General features: G+C 61.7%; 13 protein-coding genes and 1 pseudogene. 5 read left to right on the top strand and 9 right to left on the bottom strand.

Features of this window, described 5'->3' with window-relative positions:
- A pseudogene (locus tag ACXJKJ_RS13790) lies at positions 1–166 on the top strand (methyl-accepting chemotaxis protein); the annotation flags it as partial.
- A gap of 182 nt (positions 167–348) precedes the next feature.
- On the opposite strand, the gene ACXJKJ_RS13785 reads toward ACXJKJ_RS13790, so the two are convergent.
- Positions 349–1,188 carry a hypothetical protein gene (locus tag ACXJKJ_RS13785; RefSeq protein WP_457390503.1) on the bottom strand — a complete coding sequence of 280 codons (840 nt, stop codon included), beginning with the start codon at positions 1,186–1,188 and terminating at the stop codon, positions 349–351.
- A 118-nt stretch (positions 1,189–1,306) separates the two neighbouring features.
- Entirely contained in the window at positions 1,307–2,605 is a 1,299-nt protein-coding gene (gene aceA / locus ACXJKJ_RS13780) for an isocitrate lyase (RefSeq protein ID WP_457390502.1), read from the bottom strand.
- Between the two features lie 278 nt (positions 2,606–2,883).
- Between aceA and ACXJKJ_RS13775 the strand changes: the two genes are divergently transcribed.
- Together ACXJKJ_RS13775 and ACXJKJ_RS13770 are read left to right on the top strand one after the other, a co-directional pair.
- On the top strand, positions 2,884–3,435 hold the full coding sequence (locus ACXJKJ_RS13775) for a GNAT family N-acetyltransferase (RefSeq protein ID WP_457390501.1): 552 nt from the start codon (positions 2,884–2,886) through the stop codon (positions 3,433–3,435).
- 35 nt (positions 3,436–3,470) lie between these two features.
- Positions 3,471–3,620: a hypothetical protein gene (locus tag ACXJKJ_RS13770; RefSeq protein WP_200946909.1), complete on the top strand. Its 150-nt coding sequence runs from the start codon at positions 3,471–3,473 to the stop codon at positions 3,618–3,620.
- Positions 3,621–3,644: 24 nt separating this feature from the next.
- On the opposite strand, the gene ACXJKJ_RS13765 is transcribed toward ACXJKJ_RS13770, so the two are convergent.
- Entirely contained in the window at positions 3,645–4,247 is a 603-nt protein-coding gene (locus tag ACXJKJ_RS13765; RefSeq protein ID WP_056201623.1) for a MarC family protein, read from the bottom strand.
- A gap of 188 nt (positions 4,248–4,435) precedes the next feature.
- Here ACXJKJ_RS13765 and ACXJKJ_RS13760 point away from each other — a divergent pair, with 188 nt between their 5' ends.
- Positions 4,436–5,110, top strand: coding sequence for a glycosyltransferase (locus tag ACXJKJ_RS13760; RefSeq protein WP_457390500.1), 675 nt, complete (start codon positions 4,436–4,438; stop codon positions 5,108–5,110).
- 214 nt (positions 5,111–5,324) lie between these two features.
- Here the strand turns inward: ACXJKJ_RS13760 and ACXJKJ_RS13755 are convergent, their stop codons facing one another.
- Together ACXJKJ_RS13755 and ACXJKJ_RS13750 are read right to left on the bottom strand one after the other, a co-directional pair.
- The gene (locus ACXJKJ_RS13755; protein ID WP_457390499.1) at positions 5,325–5,660 is read right to left on the bottom strand and encodes an ankyrin repeat domain-containing protein; all 336 of its coding nucleotides are present in this window, start codon (positions 5,658–5,660) and stop codon (positions 5,325–5,327) included.
- Entirely contained in the window at positions 5,654–8,272 is a 2,619-nt protein-coding gene (locus tag ACXJKJ_RS13750; protein WP_457390498.1) for an RHS repeat-associated core domain-containing protein, read from the bottom strand. The genes ACXJKJ_RS13755 and ACXJKJ_RS13750 overlap by 7 nt, the downstream gene beginning before the upstream one ends.
- Between ACXJKJ_RS13750 and ACXJKJ_RS13745 the strand changes: the two genes are divergently transcribed.
- Positions 8,262–8,498, top strand: coding sequence for a hypothetical protein (locus tag ACXJKJ_RS13745; protein ID WP_457390497.1), 237 nt, complete (start codon positions 8,262–8,264; stop codon positions 8,496–8,498). The two genes, ACXJKJ_RS13750 and ACXJKJ_RS13745, sit on opposite strands and share 11 nt — an antisense overlap.
- Here ACXJKJ_RS13745 and ACXJKJ_RS13740 read toward each other — a convergent pair.
- The 4 genes from ACXJKJ_RS13740 to xerD form a co-directional block, all read right to left on the bottom strand.
- Entirely contained in the window at positions 8,464–10,374 is a 1,911-nt protein-coding gene (locus tag ACXJKJ_RS13740; RefSeq protein WP_457390496.1) for a hypothetical protein, read from the bottom strand. The genes ACXJKJ_RS13745 and ACXJKJ_RS13740 overlap by 35 nt on opposite strands.
- Positions 10,375–11,274: 900 nt before the next feature.
- Positions 11,275–12,807, bottom strand: coding sequence for a M4 family metallopeptidase (locus tag ACXJKJ_RS13735; RefSeq protein ID WP_457390495.1), 1,533 nt, complete (start codon positions 12,805–12,807; stop codon positions 11,275–11,277).
- Positions 12,808–12,984: 177 nt separating this feature from the next.
- Entirely contained in the window at positions 12,985–15,351 is a 2,367-nt protein-coding gene (locus ACXJKJ_RS13730) for a TonB-dependent receptor plug domain-containing protein (protein ID WP_457390494.1), read from the bottom strand.
- A 157-nt stretch (positions 15,352–15,508) separates the two neighbouring features.
- On the bottom strand, positions 15,509–16,396 hold the full coding sequence (gene xerD, locus ACXJKJ_RS13725) for a site-specific tyrosine recombinase XerD (protein WP_457390507.1): 888 nt from the start codon (positions 16,394–16,396) through the stop codon (positions 15,509–15,511).
- Between the last annotated feature and the right edge of the window lie 97 nt (positions 16,397–16,493).

Raw genomic sequence — 16,493 nt, 5'->3', positions numbered from 1 at the left:
GTCTGACGGCATCGCCCAGGTCAATATCGCGATTGCCCAGCTCGACCAGGTCACGCAGCAGAACGCCGCGCTGGTGGAGGAGTCGACCGCCGCGGCCGAGAGCCTGCGCGAGCAGGCAACGACGCTGAACGGCGCGGTCGGCACCTTCCAGGTGGCGCGGCGCTAAGGAAGCGCTGAATAAGTCCCCGCGATGCAGCGCGCCCTGGTTTGGGATGGGCTGCCAGGCGCAACGCGCAGCCATAGCCCTTGCTATGGCGAGCATTTGCAACGCCGCAGACCGCCCAAAGCAGGGATGCGCTGCGCGCGAGGGACTTGTTCAGCGCTTCCCTAACTGCCCCCGCCGCCCCCTCAGCCCGAGCCGCCGCAGCTGCTGCCGCCACCGCCGTCACAGCTGGCTCCACCGCCATCGCTGCTGCCACAGTCGCTGCTGCCGCCATCGCTGAAGCTGTAGCCCCAGTTGAAGCCGCCATCGCCGCTACCGCTGTCATCACGGCGGCGCTGCATCGCCTGGGCCTCTGCGGCACTGAGCAGCCCCAGGCCCGCCAACCCGGCAGCACCGAGAGCGGCATGGGTCGTCGAGCTGCCGCTGAGCTGACCAAAGCCATCGATCTGGCGATGCACCAGCACACCGCGCTCATGCCCATAGGCCCAGCCGGTGGGCAGGCGCATCAGGCCGTCGAGCGCGAACAGGAAGGGCAGCCGCTGGGCGATCAGGCTGCGCCCTTCGCTGCGACAGGCGCCGGCCCAGGTGCGGGCCAGGCATTCATCCAGGGGCGCGCCCAGCGCCTCGGCTTCGCGGTGTTCGACGAACTGGCCGAAGTAGCGTTGCTGCCAGGCAGCCAGCCCGCCAGCATCCGTTTGCAGCCAGACATGCCACACCGAATCCGCCGCCTTGCTGGGCAAGGCACACGGGCCCTGAGCCTGCTGCAGCCGGCAGGCTTCGAAGAACTGGGCCAGGCCTGCGGAGCAACGCAACCAGGCCGCGTCATCGACGGCAAGGCCGGGAAAGTCATCGGGGGCTTGCCGCATCCAGGCCGCGCGAACCGCGGGCGGGATCTGCTCGGCGGCCAGCGTGGCCGGCGGGCACTGGCGGCGCAGCGCCTGCTGGAAACGGGTCTCGCGTCGCTGGCCGACCCAGGCGCTCAGGCGATTTGCGAGGCTGAACTTTGTTGTCGTTGTGTTGTTCATGGCCACGAGTGTTTGACATGAATATGACACGACCGTGACGACCGGGCAAACACTCACAACGCCATAAAAAAGGCCCGCCGAAGCGGGCCACAAAAGTCAGGAGTTGAAGCCGACTGATTTAACCGTGCTTGGCGTCGAAGAACTGCTCGTCTTCCGTCGAGCCCTTCAGCGCGGCCGTGGAAGCGTTGGCTTCGATGGTCGTCGTGACGGCGTCGAAGTAGCCGGTGCCGACTTCRCGCTGGTGYTTGACRGCGGTGAAGCCCTTYTCGGCGGCRGCGAATTCCTTCTCCTGCAGKTCGACGAASGCGCTCATCTGGTGGCGGGCGTAGCCATGGGCCAGCTCGAACATCGAGTAGTTCAGGCTGTGGAAGCCGGCCAGCGTGATGAACTGGAACTTGTAGCCCAGGGCACCCAGTTCGCGCTGGAACTTGGCGATGGTCGCGTCGTCCAGGTTCTTCTTCCAGTTGAAGCTCGGCGAGCAGTTGTAGGCCAGCAGCTTGCCGGGGAACTTGGCATGGATGGCGTCGGCGAAGGCCTTGGCGAAGGCCAGGTCGGGCTTGCCGGTCTCGCACCAGATCAGGTCGGCGTAGGGCGCGTACGCCAGGCCGCGGCTGATGGCCTGGTCCAGGCCGTTGCGGGTACGGTAGAAGCCTTCGACGGTGCGCTCGCCGGTGCAGAACGGCTTGTCGTTGTCGTCGATGTCGGCAGTGACGAGATCACCGGCTTCGGCGTCGGTGCGGGCGACCAGCAGCGTGGGCGTGCCCATSACGTCGGCGGCSAGGCGSGCGGCGACSAGCTTSKCMACSGCTTCRCGSGTGGGCACSAGCACCTTGCCRCCCATGTGGCCGCACTTCTTGGCSSWGGCSAGCTGGTCYTCGAAGTGCACGCCCGCGGCACCGGCCTCGATCATGGCCTTCATCAGCTCGAAGGCGTTCAGCACGCCGCCAAAGCCCGCTTCGGCGTCGGCCACGATGGGGGCGAAGAAGTCGATGTCGTCCTTGCCTTCGCTCCACTGGATCTGGTCGGCGCGCTGGAAGGTGGCGTTGATCTTCTTGACGACCTTGGGCACCGAGTCCACCGRGTACAGCGACTGGTCGGGGTACATCTCGCCATTGCTGTTGGCGTCACCGGCGACYTGCCAGCCGGACAGGTAGATGGCCTTCAGGCCGGCCTTGACCTGCTGCATSGCCTGGTTGCCGGTCAGSGCRCCCAGSGCATTGACGAAAGGCTCGGTGTTCACCAGGCCCCAGAGCTTCTCGGCACCGCGCTTGGCCAGCGTGTGTTCGATCTCGATGGAGCCGCGCAGGCGCACGACGTCGGCGGCGCTGTAGCCGCGGGTGATGCCCTTCCAACGGGGGTTCTCGGCCCAGTCTTTTTCCAGGGCGGCGATCTGTTGGTCACGGGTGAGGCGGGTCATGAAAAGCTCCTTGCTGAACATCGAAAACCGATGGTGCAAGACTAGGCCTTGGACCTGGCCTTGTGAAGCCGCCAGTCTTATATAAGACGAAAAACTTTGTCATTTAAAAACAATGGCTTATGTTTTATTTTTCAAATCAAGAAATGCCATTCACCATAATGAGAAATATTGCGGCAGCGCACCATGGTTGCTTTTCATGATTTGAAAAGTGACTTTCGAATCGTGAGAACGCGCCACTTCAGAATGCATCCAACCGTGACCCACTCAGGCTGGATGCCATGACCCTTCTCGTGACCCCTCGGCTGCGCCTTGAGCCGCTGAACGACAGCCATTTCGAGGCCCTGTACCGCCTGAACAGCGACCCCGTCGTCATGCGCTACATCACCGGCCGGCCTGACACGCCGGAAGACACGCAGTCCATGATCGACCGCGTGAAGGCCCGCTGGGCCGAGTTCGGCTATTCCTGGTGGGGTTTCATCCGCCAGGACAACGGCGACCTGATCGGCACCGGCTGCATCCAGCACCTGAACCGCGACCCGGCGGGGCCGCTGGAGACCGGCTGGCGGCTGCGCCAGGATGCCTGGGGCGTGGGCTATGCCAGCGAAGCAGCCCGCCACATGGTCGGCTGGGCGTTCAAGACGCTCAAGCCGGAGTTGATCTGCGCCGTCTGCCAGCCCGAGAACACGCCCTCCTCCACCGTCATGGAGCGCCTGGGCATGACCTTCACCGGCAACGGCCGCTGGTATGACATGGACTGCAAGCGCTACGACATCACTTCAGCGCAATGGGCGGTAAGCCCAGCTAAAACACGCTACGACGCTGAGGCATAGTTCGGTTTCTCGCAATCACTCTGCACGGAGGACCTATGGCCAACACCGAACAACGCGGCAACAAGATGACGAAGAAACCCAAGAAGGACACGGGCCCCGGCAAGGCGGCGGGCTCGGATCGCCCGGTGCCACCGATGACGGCCGTGCTGCCCAAGGGCAAGGAAGCCAAGCTCAAGAACAAGTAAGGCCGGCCGCTGGCCGACCAAGGACTACAAACCGCCGACGAAGTAGCGCTTCAGGCCGGCCAGCACCATCTCGACGGCGATGGCCGTCAACACCAGGCCCATCAGCTTCTCGATGGCCGAGACCACCGAGTCGCCCAGCAGCTTGCGGATGCGGTCCGCCAGCACGAGCACCAGGCCCGAGACCAGCAGGGCCGCGCTGAGCGCACCAATCCACTCGTAAATGCGGTCAGGCTGGCGGGACGCCAGCAGCAACACCGTGGCCATGGCCGATGGCCCAGCCAGCAGCGGCACGGCCAGCGGAAAGATCAGCGGCTCCTTGCCGGGCTCCAGGCCATAGGCCGATTCGCCCGAGCTGCCGAAGATCATGCGGATGGCGATGATCACCAGAATCACGCCGCCAGCCACCTCGAGCGAGCGCTCCGACAGGTGCATCACGCGCAGGAAGCCCTCGCCCAGGAACATGAAGGCAAACAGCACGCAGAAGGCGATGCCCACCTCGCGCAACGCCACCCGCGTGCGGCGCTCCTTGGGCACCGCACGCATGATGGGAATGAACACGGGCAGGCTGCCGAGCGGGTCGAGCACCAGCAGCAGCAGGATCAGGGCGGAGAGGAAGCTGTGGTCCATCGATTCATTGTCCCCGCCGCCCTGTCGAAAAGGCTGGCACGCGGCGCTACAGCGCGGGCACAAAGCACGCCAGGCGCTTCCCGCGCAGCACTACGTCAGCGGCGAGCCTCGCGCCTCAGGAGCCCGAAGGCCATCGCTAGACTACGCCGCCTCGCCAACGACAACAGGTTCACCTGGATTCACAACGCATGATGGATCTGATTTGCGCAACGCGCCTGACCTCTCACGACTTCTGGACCCGCTCGGCACTGGGTCTGTCGTTGCAGCGCATATCGCATGACCACCGACTGAAACCACGCATTGCCTTCGAGAACCGTAGGGGTTTGCCGTCGGTCTACAACGAGCGCATCGACGCCGCCGACGCCGAGCCGATCCTAGTATTCATCCACGACGACGTCTGGCTGGACGATCACTTCTTTTTCGAACACGTGTCGGCTGCCGTGAACGCGGTCGACATCATCGGCGTGGCGGGCAACCGCCGCCGCGTGCCGGGACAGCCCTCATGGGCTTTTCCGACCCCGCGCTTCGAATGGGATGCCGCCGAGCACCTCAGCGGCACGGTGTGCCATGGGCAGCAGGCTTTTGGCAAGGTCGCCCACTTCGGGCCGGTGCCGGCCAGTTGCGAGCTGTTGGACGGCGTGCTGCTCGCCACGCGGCGCGACCTGCTCAGGGAGCGCCAGGTCCGTTTTGACGAGCGCTTCGACTTCCACTTCTACGACATGGACTTTTGCCGCAGCGCCCGTCAGGCAGGGCTGTGGCTGGCGACGTGGCCGATCGCCATCACCCATCAAAGCAGCGGACGTGCGGGGTCGCCCGACTGGCGGGAAAACTACGACAAATATCTCGCGAAATGGGGTGAATGAGGCCGGCACGGCTCACGAGTAGGCGTTGAGTCCGCCCGCCAACTCGATGGGGTCACTTCGCAAGAAGCTCCGCCCAGACGCCCGGGCACGCGTCCGCCGTAGTTGCAGGCGCTTTGTTGAGGCGTGACACGGGGTTGCAGAGCGAAGACGAAGGCAGCCTCCCTGGCGGAGGAAATTTGTTTTTTTCAGAGGCCCATTCTGGGGCCAGGGCTTGCTATGACTCTGGACGCCCCTCGGGCGGCAGCAATCCCCGGTCGCACCTCATTGTCGAGTCCGCTCCTGCACGAATCAGAACGTCAATATTTTCTCTGCGCTCGCCCATGTACGCGTAGTGAAGTGGCGTCATTCCGAATTCACCCCGCTGATTGATATTCGCCCCATTTTCAATCAACCATATAAGTTGCTTACTGGAGCCCTTCCATGCGGCAATGTGAATTGGACCTTCGCCAAATGCGTTGAGCTGGTCAATTTTTGTCAGCGGTATATCAAGGCCATTCTCGTCTACGAGACCCAACCAAAATTGCTGAAGACCTTCCAAAACACTTAGCATGGCGTGCAGTCCCCCCTCTCCAATCGGGCACGGATTCTGTTTAGAAGCTCAGTCAAAATGTCAACCCGCTGCTTGTGCCCTTTATTCCATTTGCCACCATACCAATTGTTGGTGAAATCCACACGGGTGGAAATGGCTCGCTCCAAGTATTTGATGCGCTCTTTGAGCTCATCGCATGTTGGTTTATTTGGGTTTGAGTAGGGTGCAAATTTTCCGTCGAAATCCTTAACCCTATCCCGGTCTGCAATAAATCGTCGATTTACTTCAGGATCAGGCGACCAAGGACTGTAGTCAGCCCCTTCATCGGCTGACGCATTCGGATGGAGCCAATCGTAGAGATTACCCGCGAGTCCTTGCCCAGTAAAGCGTTCGAAGGCGTAGTTGATTCCATTGTTGAGGCCGGTGCCTAGCTGCCACCCGACAAAACCGCCAAACAACGCCGCGCGTCCCCAAGGGGATGCGAGAACGACATCATCAGCCCCTACATAGAGCCCGGAGGGGTCTGAATAGCCAATTGGACTACCGAACGAATAGCTGTACGTGTTGATCCCCCCGTTCAGTCCGATAGGGTCACTTTGGACATACCGTCCAGTGGTCGGGTCATAGTCCCGGAAGTGGTTGTAATGCCTACCGCCGAAGGCCTCGTACTGCTGCCCCGGGAACCTAAGGTTTTGCTGCAGCGCCGCCTGACCCGCCGTCGGCTGCTCCTCCGCCGGACTCGCTCCAAAGGGCTCACCCACCCAGCGCCAGCGCACCTGGCCGCTGGCATCCAAGATCACCCGCGGCGTGCCCAGATGATCGGTGTGGATGGCATAGATCTGCATTCCTGTCCCATCAGGCTTGATGATCGCCACCGGCGTATCGCCCAGCCACACATATTCGGTGATCGGCGTGCCGTTGGCGTTGTATTCGCCGATGAGGTGGTTGGCCTGGTCATAGGCGTAGAGCGTGTAGGTCCTGGGGTTGCTCGAACTGCCCACCCACTGTCCTCGGGTAATGCGCCGCCCCATGGCGTCGTAGCCGAAATCCACACCCGCGCTGCTGCCTTGTGCCATGGCGGCCAGGCGACCTTCAAGACTGTAGGTGGCTGTGTAGTTGGCAGAGGAGCCGCTCTGGATGTCGCTGCTGGTGTTGCCTGCAGCGTCGTAGAGCATGTTGCGCGCCGGGTTGGTCAGTACGTCGAGCTTGTTGCTGGTCGCYTGCACGGTGTAGGCCCGCGAACCCGCGCTGGTCCGGTTGCCATTGGCGTCATAGCTGTAGCTCCAGTTCGTCGAGCCGCTCACCGTGAGCAGTCGATTCATCTCGTCGTAGCCGAAGACCTGGTCATAGGCCGCGGCCGGCTGGGCGGTCGCCGCGGTGTAGTGGGTGTAGCCGCTGATCCGGTCCGCGTCGTCGTAGCCAATGTCTCGCACGAGGTTGCCCAGCGGGTGGCGCACCAGGCGGCCGTTGGTGTCGTACACCCGTTCATGCGCTTGAGGTGTTGCGCCCAATTGCCAGACCCAGCTCTTCACCGGCCCGAAGGCGCTCATGGCGATCTGGTCCAGCAGCGTCTTGGTGGTGGTGCCGCTGGTGATAGAGATGGATTGCGGCAGACCATTGGCCCAGCCGAAGGTGACCACACGGCCGGAGGGGTAGGTCAGACCGGTGACGTGACCGGCGTCGTCGTAGTCGTAATTGACGACCAGAGGATTGCCCGCCGAGCCGCTCTGCACGGTCATCTTGACCCGGCCCAGCGCGTCGTAGCGGAAGGTGGTGCTGGYGTCGGGCGTGGCTGCGGTTGTGAGGCGGCCCACGCCATAGCCGAAGCTGGCACCCGTCTGGTCATAGGTCCAGCTGACGGTGCGGCTGGTGGCGCCAGTCTTGCTGTACACGACCTGTTTGGGCCGGTTGAGTTCGTCGTAGTCGTAGCTGGCCAGCACGCCACGCGCGTCGGTGCTGGCCTTGAGGTTGCCTGCAGCGTCGAAGCTGGTGTTGTTGATGGTGCCGGTGTCGGGGCTGATGAGCTTCTTCACATCGCCCAGGCCACCAGGCTCGTACTGCGTGACGAGTTGACGCGGGTCGGTGACCGAGGTCAGTTGGTCCTGCAGGTCGTAGCCGAACTGGGTGAGACCGTTCTTGGCATCGGTCGTGTTCTTGCGCCGGCCCAGCGCGTCGTACTCATGCTTAGTCGCGTAGTTTCGGGTGCTAGGAGCGACGATGGTCTTGGTGGGATGGCCCTCGGCGTCGTATTCGTACTTGGTAACAGGCGTCGACGAGACCGGCACAGCGGGTAATGTCGCGCCGCCGGTCGGCGCGGAGATCGTCAGGGTCAGCGGGTCAGAATCGCTGCCTTCATAGTAGGTCGGGTCGCCACTCACGAAGCTGGCGGTCAAGATATGGTCGCCTGCCGCCAGGGTTCCTGGCGCAATGAAGATGGCGACCGTCCCGAAGGGATCTCCGCAAGTGCTCGCCGTGCTGGCGGTGACCTTGGGGGCTGCCGACTTTGCGCTCGGCTTGACCGCCGCGGCCTTGGCGCGCGAGACAACACTGGTGGGGTCTGGTGGGCAGTTGCCGTTGGTATTCGCCACGACCGACACACTGCTGAGCAACTGGCCGTCAGCCATGAAGTTCATCGTGCCCTCGGCCGGAGGCGAGACCACAGCCTGCACTCTCACGTTTACCGAGGTGCTGGCCGGGTTCGGCGAAGCGCTAATCGTCGTGCTCGTCGGAGATCCCCCTCCGCCGAGGCCGCCAGCCGCATGGGCCAACAATGAGACGCTGAAGCAGGCGGCGATCACCGCCGAGAAACGCAAGTTTTTCATTCTCAGTGCCTCCCAGTCACCTGTTGAATTCGATTGAGCGCATCGGGCACTCGCGTGAGCGTCTTGGCCAGCGTGCCGCTGGGGTCCTTGACGTCCTCGCCGGTGCGGTTGCCGCTGTTGTCCAGCGTGTAGGTGATGCTGTTGCCCAGGTTGTCGGTGATGCCGGTCAGACGGTGCGCGTCGTCGTAGCCATAGCTCAGGCTGCTGCTATCAGGCAGGGTCACCTTTTGCAGCAGGCCCGTGGGCCAGTAGTCGTAGCTGGTCAGCGCCGTTCCTGTCTTCAGGCTCTTCAGGCGCTGGCGCAGGTCGAAGGTGCGCGTGGTGAGAACGTCATTGGCATCCTTCATTTCCAGCCATTGGCCGGCGGCGTTGTACTTGGTGAAGGTCGTGACCTGCTGCTTGGCGTTGGTGACGGTATTGAGGCCCCCCTTGGTGTGGTCAGCGGTGGTGTCGCTGTAGTAAGCGTAGGCGGTGGTGTTGTTGAGCGGGTCGTTGGCGGTGAGCACCTGGCCGTACTGGTTGTAGGTCCACTGCTGCACACGGTTCGGCACGGTGGCGTCCAACGTCGCTGCGAGACCCTGGGCACCATTGGTGTCCGTCGTCGCTTGTTCAACCTGCTTGCACAGTACGACGATTGCACTGCCGTCAGGCAGCGAGGCACTGGCAGGCGCGCACGAGACAATTGCACCGCCGTTGAAGGGATCGGGCTGGCCGTTGTAGACCTTGGTCGTCAGCCGGCTCGGCTCGGCGGTCTTGGTGGGTAAACGCCAGGCGGGGTGATATTGGGTGCTGATCTTGCGACTGCCTGCCGGCAGCGTTGCACCCGCGGATACGACGCTTGAGCAAGCGGCCGTTCCAGCCAATCCCTCAACGCGCGAAACCTCCAGATTTCTACTGGAATCGAACGCATAGCAACTACGGAAGCCATTGAAGTCGTTTCGCTGCGTGACATTGCCGTTCGCGTCGAATGCCTGTGTTTTAGTAGCGGCGCTACAGCCCGAGCCGGCAGGCTGACTGCTGCTGGTCAAACGCGGAAATCCGAGCACTGAATCAAACGCCTGTTGCGACACAGCTCCACTCGGTTGTGTCACGCCTACGGACGACGGCACGGACCATTCGTGCGTCTTCGTCAGGACACCGGTCGCAGAATTGAACGACTGCGTCGTGCTCACGACCGGCGTTCCGTTAAAGGCCAAAGAAACCGCTGGCATTCCCTCGATGCCCGTCGACGTCGCGCGCCCGTAGGAGTCGTAGGCGTAAACGGAGCGACTGACGCCGTCTTCATGCAAGACACCCGTCAAGGCGGTCGAGTGATTGGCGTCGGTGTATTCCAGAATCTTCGACGAACTGTCCGGGAAGACGACCGAGGACAAGCGCCCCGCCCCGTCATAGGTCAACGTGACAACGTCTTGGGTATTCCGCAAAGCAGTCAGCGTCTTGAGCCCTCCGCTTCCGGCTTCGTAACGCAATTGGATGGAACCATCCAAATCATCAGTTATGCCGATCAGCGCACCAGCGGTGCTGGCGATCTCAGGCGGAGTGCTGGCGTCGCTGTAAGTGAACGCGATTTGTCGCCCCGCGTTGGTAGTGATGGCCAGCAAGCGCCCGTCTGCGTTGTATTTCTCAATCAGGCCTTCATTGTCCGAAAAGAGCAGGAGGTTGGCGCCATCGGCCACCAAGCGCCCGCCCACATCCGCATCTGCGATGAAGCTGGCACCTTGCTTGGTGAAGGTCAGGATCGACCCATCTCCGCGAACCGCATTGATCGCGCTGCCGTTCGTATTGCGATAAATCCGTCGCGCGAGATTCAGCCGCCAATATGGGAAGGCGTGCCCGGAAAACTTATCCAACTGCGGGAAGAGAATGGGCGCGCTGTTGTATGCCAGCCTCAGTTCGATACCAGCGATCTTCAACCCGAGATCTATCCCCTGCAATTTGACGCCAAGCGCGGTAACTATCGGGTTGCCTGACGTTTCATTGCATGCTGGCGGCTTACTGGTTCTGAAACTCTCCCAGACAACTACACAAGCTCCGCGTTCTTCCGACCATTCCTGCTCCGGCGCACAGCGCGGCGCACAGAGAGTCGGATCGTCGGCCAGCGACGTGTAGCTTCCTCCACAAGAAGAATAATAGGCGAGAAGCCGGGGAAAATACCCATTGATAGGTGGGAGATTCGTGCAGTTATTGACACCGCTTGTGTAAGGCGCGGGCAGCGCTGGGCCCCAGGGGGGAGGATCCACCAAATATGTAGCTGACCCATTGTTGGCCTCACCTGAGTATCGGCCGATTAGTGAGCAAGCGTTGTACTCGTTTAATCCATCAATCCGTGGACCACGAACCGGAGCGGGGCGATCAGGAGGCGTGCAAGCCACTGCCCCGCCTCTCTGAACGCATTCATTGATGTATGTAATTCCGGGCGGGGCCGCGAGTAATTTCGCCGGCGCATATAAGCCGAGAACAGCAATAGCCATTTCGCCACACAGAAGTGAAGGTTTCGTTCGAAAATTCACTAAATCCCCCTGGTATATTCAAGCATCCAAACGGATCAAATTGGCCATGAATATGAATGAGTCTTCATCGGAGCGGCAAGGCGCTAGGCCCACTAAGCAATGTCGAATCAGGTGGTCGTCACGAAGTGCTGAGCATCTGGTTCTTGCGTAGCGATCGCCTTGCGCAGCCCTGCCGCGGCCTCGTTGGCGACCACCCACCAGTTCTTAACAAGATTCGCAGGAGTGAGCCGACCGCCAGCAAAAGATCCGACCGAGGCCGGATCGATTTTGACAGGCCATTCAGATATCAAAGGGCCGCGTGCTTCAATTGACGCCCGCTGCAGACCATGCAGCAATGACGGCGTTGTACTGGGTTGAATTCAACCCATACAGATCGATTGCGGCCTGGATCGAAGCGGCACGATATTGGCTGTATCCACTCGACGAGATCATATACACAGTGAGTGCGCGGTAGATGATCTGCCCGGCAGCCTCCCTGCCAATTCCTTGCAATGCGGTGTCCCCATTGCAAACTAGGCTACTCGGAGGAAAGTAATTACCGCCAGGAAGGTTTGCCGGCGATACTGCCCCTTCAGCCAGCAGATAAAAGAAGCGATTACCAACGCCCGAGGAATAGTGCACATCAAGCGACCCAATACCAGGATAGTAGCAATCCTGAGATCCCCGACCGTCGTAGCTGGGCCTAAACATGTACCGCAGCGCATAGGTTAGTGGCTGACTGTTCCCGTTGTTGGTCGAGTAGACACGCTCACCAATCATGTAGTTTGCGGGATACTGTCGATACGGGGCATAATACTCAATCAACGTGCCAAATACATCAGCCATCGATTCATTAATTGCTCCCGACTCTCCCGAATAAATCAGATTGGCAGTCGATCTGATAATACCGTGCGTATATTCGTGCCCCATCACGTCGGGCGCAGCAAATGATTGCATGCCTGCACCATCACCCAAACCGACACGAATACACCAACAGTCGGGATTGAATTCAGCATTACTCCCCATCGACGAGTCAAAATACGCAAAATTGGCGCTACCACCGTTTCGACCGAATTTTGTGAGGAAGTAGTCCCATGAAATATTTTGGCCATACATGGCATCCACGTTAGCCCCCGCCCAGAGCGTATTGGGCGCCTGTCCGTTATCCACCTTATGCAAAGCACTTCCAACACTATCGGCAGATATCGAAAACGGACCACGCGCAATATCCCGCAATGCATACCAATTGCCGGTCCGCTGATCTCTAATCTGATAATAAATCGTCAGCGGCACAACACCTGAATACTGACTTGAGCCGGTTGTGCTCACCGGGCCCGACCCAGAATGCACGTCGTCCCATTGATTAATTAAATTTAGCCCATGGGCGTCAACAATATAGTGACGGCGCATTGAAACACCTGCGCTGACCAGAACGTCGTAGGCCAGTACCGGCGCACCGATTGCGTAAATCACCAACTCGCTAACCACGCCGCCAATAGCTCCACCGAACACCGTTCTGACACGAGCTTCCGCAGCGCCGGCGTTTTGTGTCGGCTTGACGTTGACGCGGATGTGTTCGCGCATCTCATGCGTCACACCTTTGAGAACGCCACTGGCTTGCGCATGGGCAACAAAGTCACCGCCGATGACGCGTAACCCTTTGTATTTCCTATGAAACCTCGTATGGGAGTCGCCGTTTGCATCTTGGATGACATCGCGTACATCGAGGCTCTCGTCATCTGACACCATCGCGAGTTGCGCCGATGCCCTCACTAGCGATTCGACTTTGGCGCTCGCCGGAGATTTTGGAGATTGCGCTTGTGCGCTGCCGATAACTGTACAAACAGAAACCAGCATCAATATATTCTTCATGAACCCACCCTTACCCCAATTATCGGCGGCTTTCTAGGCGCGGGGCTTGCGCTCAGAAATGATTCGGGCGCCGCAACCATACGAAGATCGCGACGCCCGACCGCAGCGACTGCTGCGTATGTCCACCGGGTTTATATCGGGTTCATGATGACATTTCCACTACTAGAACTTGTAGTAAGCCCGTGCGAAGTAGGACGCTCCATTCAGGCCGAACTGCACGCTGTCGTAGTAGTAGCCGTTGTCGGTCTGGCCTGCGTCCTGGCGCGTCGGCTTGACGTTGAAGACGTTGTTTCCGCCCACGCTGAGCTTCAATGCCGGCGTGGCCTGCCAGCTCAGGCCGAGGTCCATGGAGGTTTTGGGCTTGTAGTGCAAATAGAGGTCATCCTCGAAGCTGCCCTGCGTCTGCTTGCCGAAGTGGACGATCTTGGCCTCGCCCGTCCAGGCGCCCTGGCTGTACTCGAAGCCCAACGTCGCCTTGGCGCGCGGACCGGCCTCTTCTATAAACAGGCGTTCGCGTGTCGATAGCAGCACGTCCTCGTAGCCCTTCAGCGAGGTCGGTGCGTTGATGGCCGTCACCGTCGTACGGCTGATGTTCAGCGCGAGGAAGGTCGCGAGTTGACCCGCACCTAGCTTCGCGCTGGTGGACGCGGTCAAATCCATGCCCTGGGTCTTGGTGTTCACCGAATTGACGAAGAATGCTGTCTGCTCCACGCCCAGGCTGTTTAACAGCGGGGCCAGCGCGGGGTAGTTGTCGGCATCAAAGCGGCCGGACAGCACGATGCGGTCGCGAATCTTGATCTGGTAGAGGTCGATCGTGAGCGCGGTGTCTGCACTCGGCTTGAAGGTCGTGCCAAGCGTGAAGTTCTTGGACTTTTCCTGCTTCAGTGACGGAATACCGGCGGCCAGCGGAATGGCGCTGCCGTTAGGTGCGAGCTTTACCTGCACCGGCTCAAGGCTGATGAAGTCGGTGAAGGTAGACGAGAAGTAGAGCTGCTGCAGGCTGGGCGCGCGAAAACCGGTGCTGGCGGCGGCGCGCAGCAGCAACTCCTTGCCGACCTTGTAGCTGCCGGCCAGTTTGGCCGTCGTCGTGGAGCCGAARTCGCTGTAGTGCTCGGCGCGCACAGCGACGTCCATGGTCAGTGAAGGCGTCAGGTTGGCTTCCCAGTCGACGTAGAGGGCCTGGCTGTTGCGGCTGYGGTTGGTCGCGTCGACCGGCTGGAAGCCCGGGAAGCCCTGGCTGCCGGCGATACCGCCGAAGTTGAGGCCGTCGGCGTCGATATAGGAGCCCGGCTCGCCAGCGACGATGTCGTACTTCTCCTTGCGGTATTCGGCGCCAAAGGCGATGTTGCTGCCGCCTAGTATTTCCGGGAAGAATCGGCTGACGTCGAAATTGGTCGTCGCTTGGCTGAAGCCGAAGCCGCCCGCGTCGAAGCTTGACGAGCTGACGCCCTTGCCGCCGGCCAGCAGATCCTTGTTGGCGATGGAGGCGTTCAGCGTGTTGCTGATGTTGTAGCGCAGCTTGTTGCTGCCATAGGTCTGGGACAGGTCCGTATCCCAGCCGGCGAAGGTCGACTTCCAACCCACGATGAAGTAGCGGTCCTCGATCTTGCCGTTGATGAAGGGCACGAAGCCGTCGGGGTACATCGCAGCGGAGTTGCGGTCCGGGATGTCGTCCGAGCCGATACCGCCCCGGGCCCAGGCACCAGAGGAGGCATCGCGATTCTGCGCGCCGGCCGTCAGGTAGAGCTTGTCGCTGCCGGCAATCGGAAACTCTCCGTTCAGGTAGACGGTCTTGTTCTCGACCTTGGTGTCACCAATGATGCGGCCGCTCAGGTTGGGGTCGCCCTCTGCGCGGTTCGAGCGGCCACGGTCCTGCCATTCACCGGTGATGCCCAGCGTGCCGTCGGCGATCTTGACGCCGCAATAGGCAGAGGCCAGATAGTTCTTGCCGTCGCCCGCCGAATACTGGCCGTAGCCGGCCACGGCCTCGCAGCCGGCCTTCTTCTTCAGCTGGATGTTGATGACGCCGGCGATGGCGTCCGACCCGTACTGGGCCGCCGCGCCGTCGCGCAGCACCTGCACGTTGTCGATAGCCAGCAGCGGCAGGGAGTTCATGTCAGTGCCCGTCGTGCCGCGGTTGCGCGCGCCGAAGATGTTCACCAGCGCCACGGTGTGGCGGCGCTTGCCGTTGACGAGCACCAGGGTCTGGTCCGAGCCCAGGCCACGCAGGGCCGCCGAGTCGATCAGGTCGGCACCGTCAGCGCCGGTCTGGCGCGTCGAGTTGAAGGACGGCGACAGGTATTGCAGCGTCTGCGCCAGGTCGAATTGACCCCCGCCCTCGGTGATCTTGCTCATCGAATAGATGTCGACAGGCACCAGCGTGTCGGTGCTGGACGCGGCGGGCAGGCTCTTGCGGGAGCCGATGACTGTCACGCGCTCGAGGTTGCTGGCTTCCTGGGCCAGGGCTGAGGCGGTGGCAAAGAGGGTGATGGCGGCAAGCGCGGTTGGCAGCAGGCGGGTGGCGTGCATGGAAGGACTCCGTGATCGATTTGTGATGGCGGCGGAGTTTGCCCCTCGTAACAGGCCCGTGAAGGTGGGTGTTGTGGCCCGCCGACAGGTTTGAAACCAACGAAACGAACGAAGCTTCGGTGCAACCCGAGGGCGGGAAAACGAGAGGCCGCCGCGCTCAGCCCCGCGGATGGTGCTCGGCGTGCAAGGCTTTGAGGCGCTCCCGCGCCACATGGGTGTAGATCTGCGTCGTCGACAGATCGGCATGCCCCAGAAGCAGCTGCACGGCACGCAGATCCGCACCATGATTGAGCAGATGCGTGGCAAAGGCGTGGCGCAGCGTGTGCGGCGACAGCGGCACGGTGATGCCGGCCGCCAGCGCGTGTCGCTTGATCAGGGTCCAGAACATCTGCCGCGTCATGCCGGCGCCGCGGGCGGTCACGAAGAGGTCGTCGCTGCTCTGGCCGGTCAGGATCTCGGCGCGGGCCTCGCGCAGATAGCGCGTCATCCAGTCCCTTGCGTGCTCGCCAAAGGGCACGAGGCGGGCCTTGCTGCCCTTGCCCGTGACATGCAGCACCGCATCCTTGAAGGCGACATGGGCGCTCTTGAGCGTGACGAGTTCGGACACGCGCAGGCCGCTGGCATACATCAGCTCCAGCATCGCSCGRTCRCGCAGSCCCAGCGGSGWGKCGAYATCCGGCGCATCCAGCAGCGCGCTGACCTGGGCCTCGCTGAGCAGCTTGGGCACGCGCAGCGGCTGCTTGGCCGTCGTCAGCTTGAGCGTCGGGTCGGCCTGGACGCGACCCTCGCGCAGCGCCCAGCGGAAATAGCGCTTGAAGACCGACAGCCGCCGGTTCGCGCTGGTGGCCTTGCCGGCCGGCTTGGCGGCCGCGTACTCGAACAGCTTGAGTTCGCTGCAGGCGTCCAGCGGCGTCGGCGCCAACCAGGCCGCCAGCGCGCTCAGGTCGCGCCGGTAGGCCGCCTGCGTGTTGGCGCTCAGGCCGTCTTCCAGCCAGAGCGCTTCGATGAAGGCCTCTATCGCCGGATCAGCGAACTTAGCACCCATGTAGCTCAGTGAGTTCGGGCCGAGCGCCGGGCCGCTCCCAAGCCGGCCCCGTTTGGCGATGTGCTTGCGGCTCAATGCCGCAAGCATCGCCGCCCCC

It is taken from the genome of Roseateles sp. P5_E1, assembly GCF_054049335.1.
Note: the sequence above shows the minus strand (reverse complement) of the source record. Positions and strands in the feature narration are given on the sequence as shown.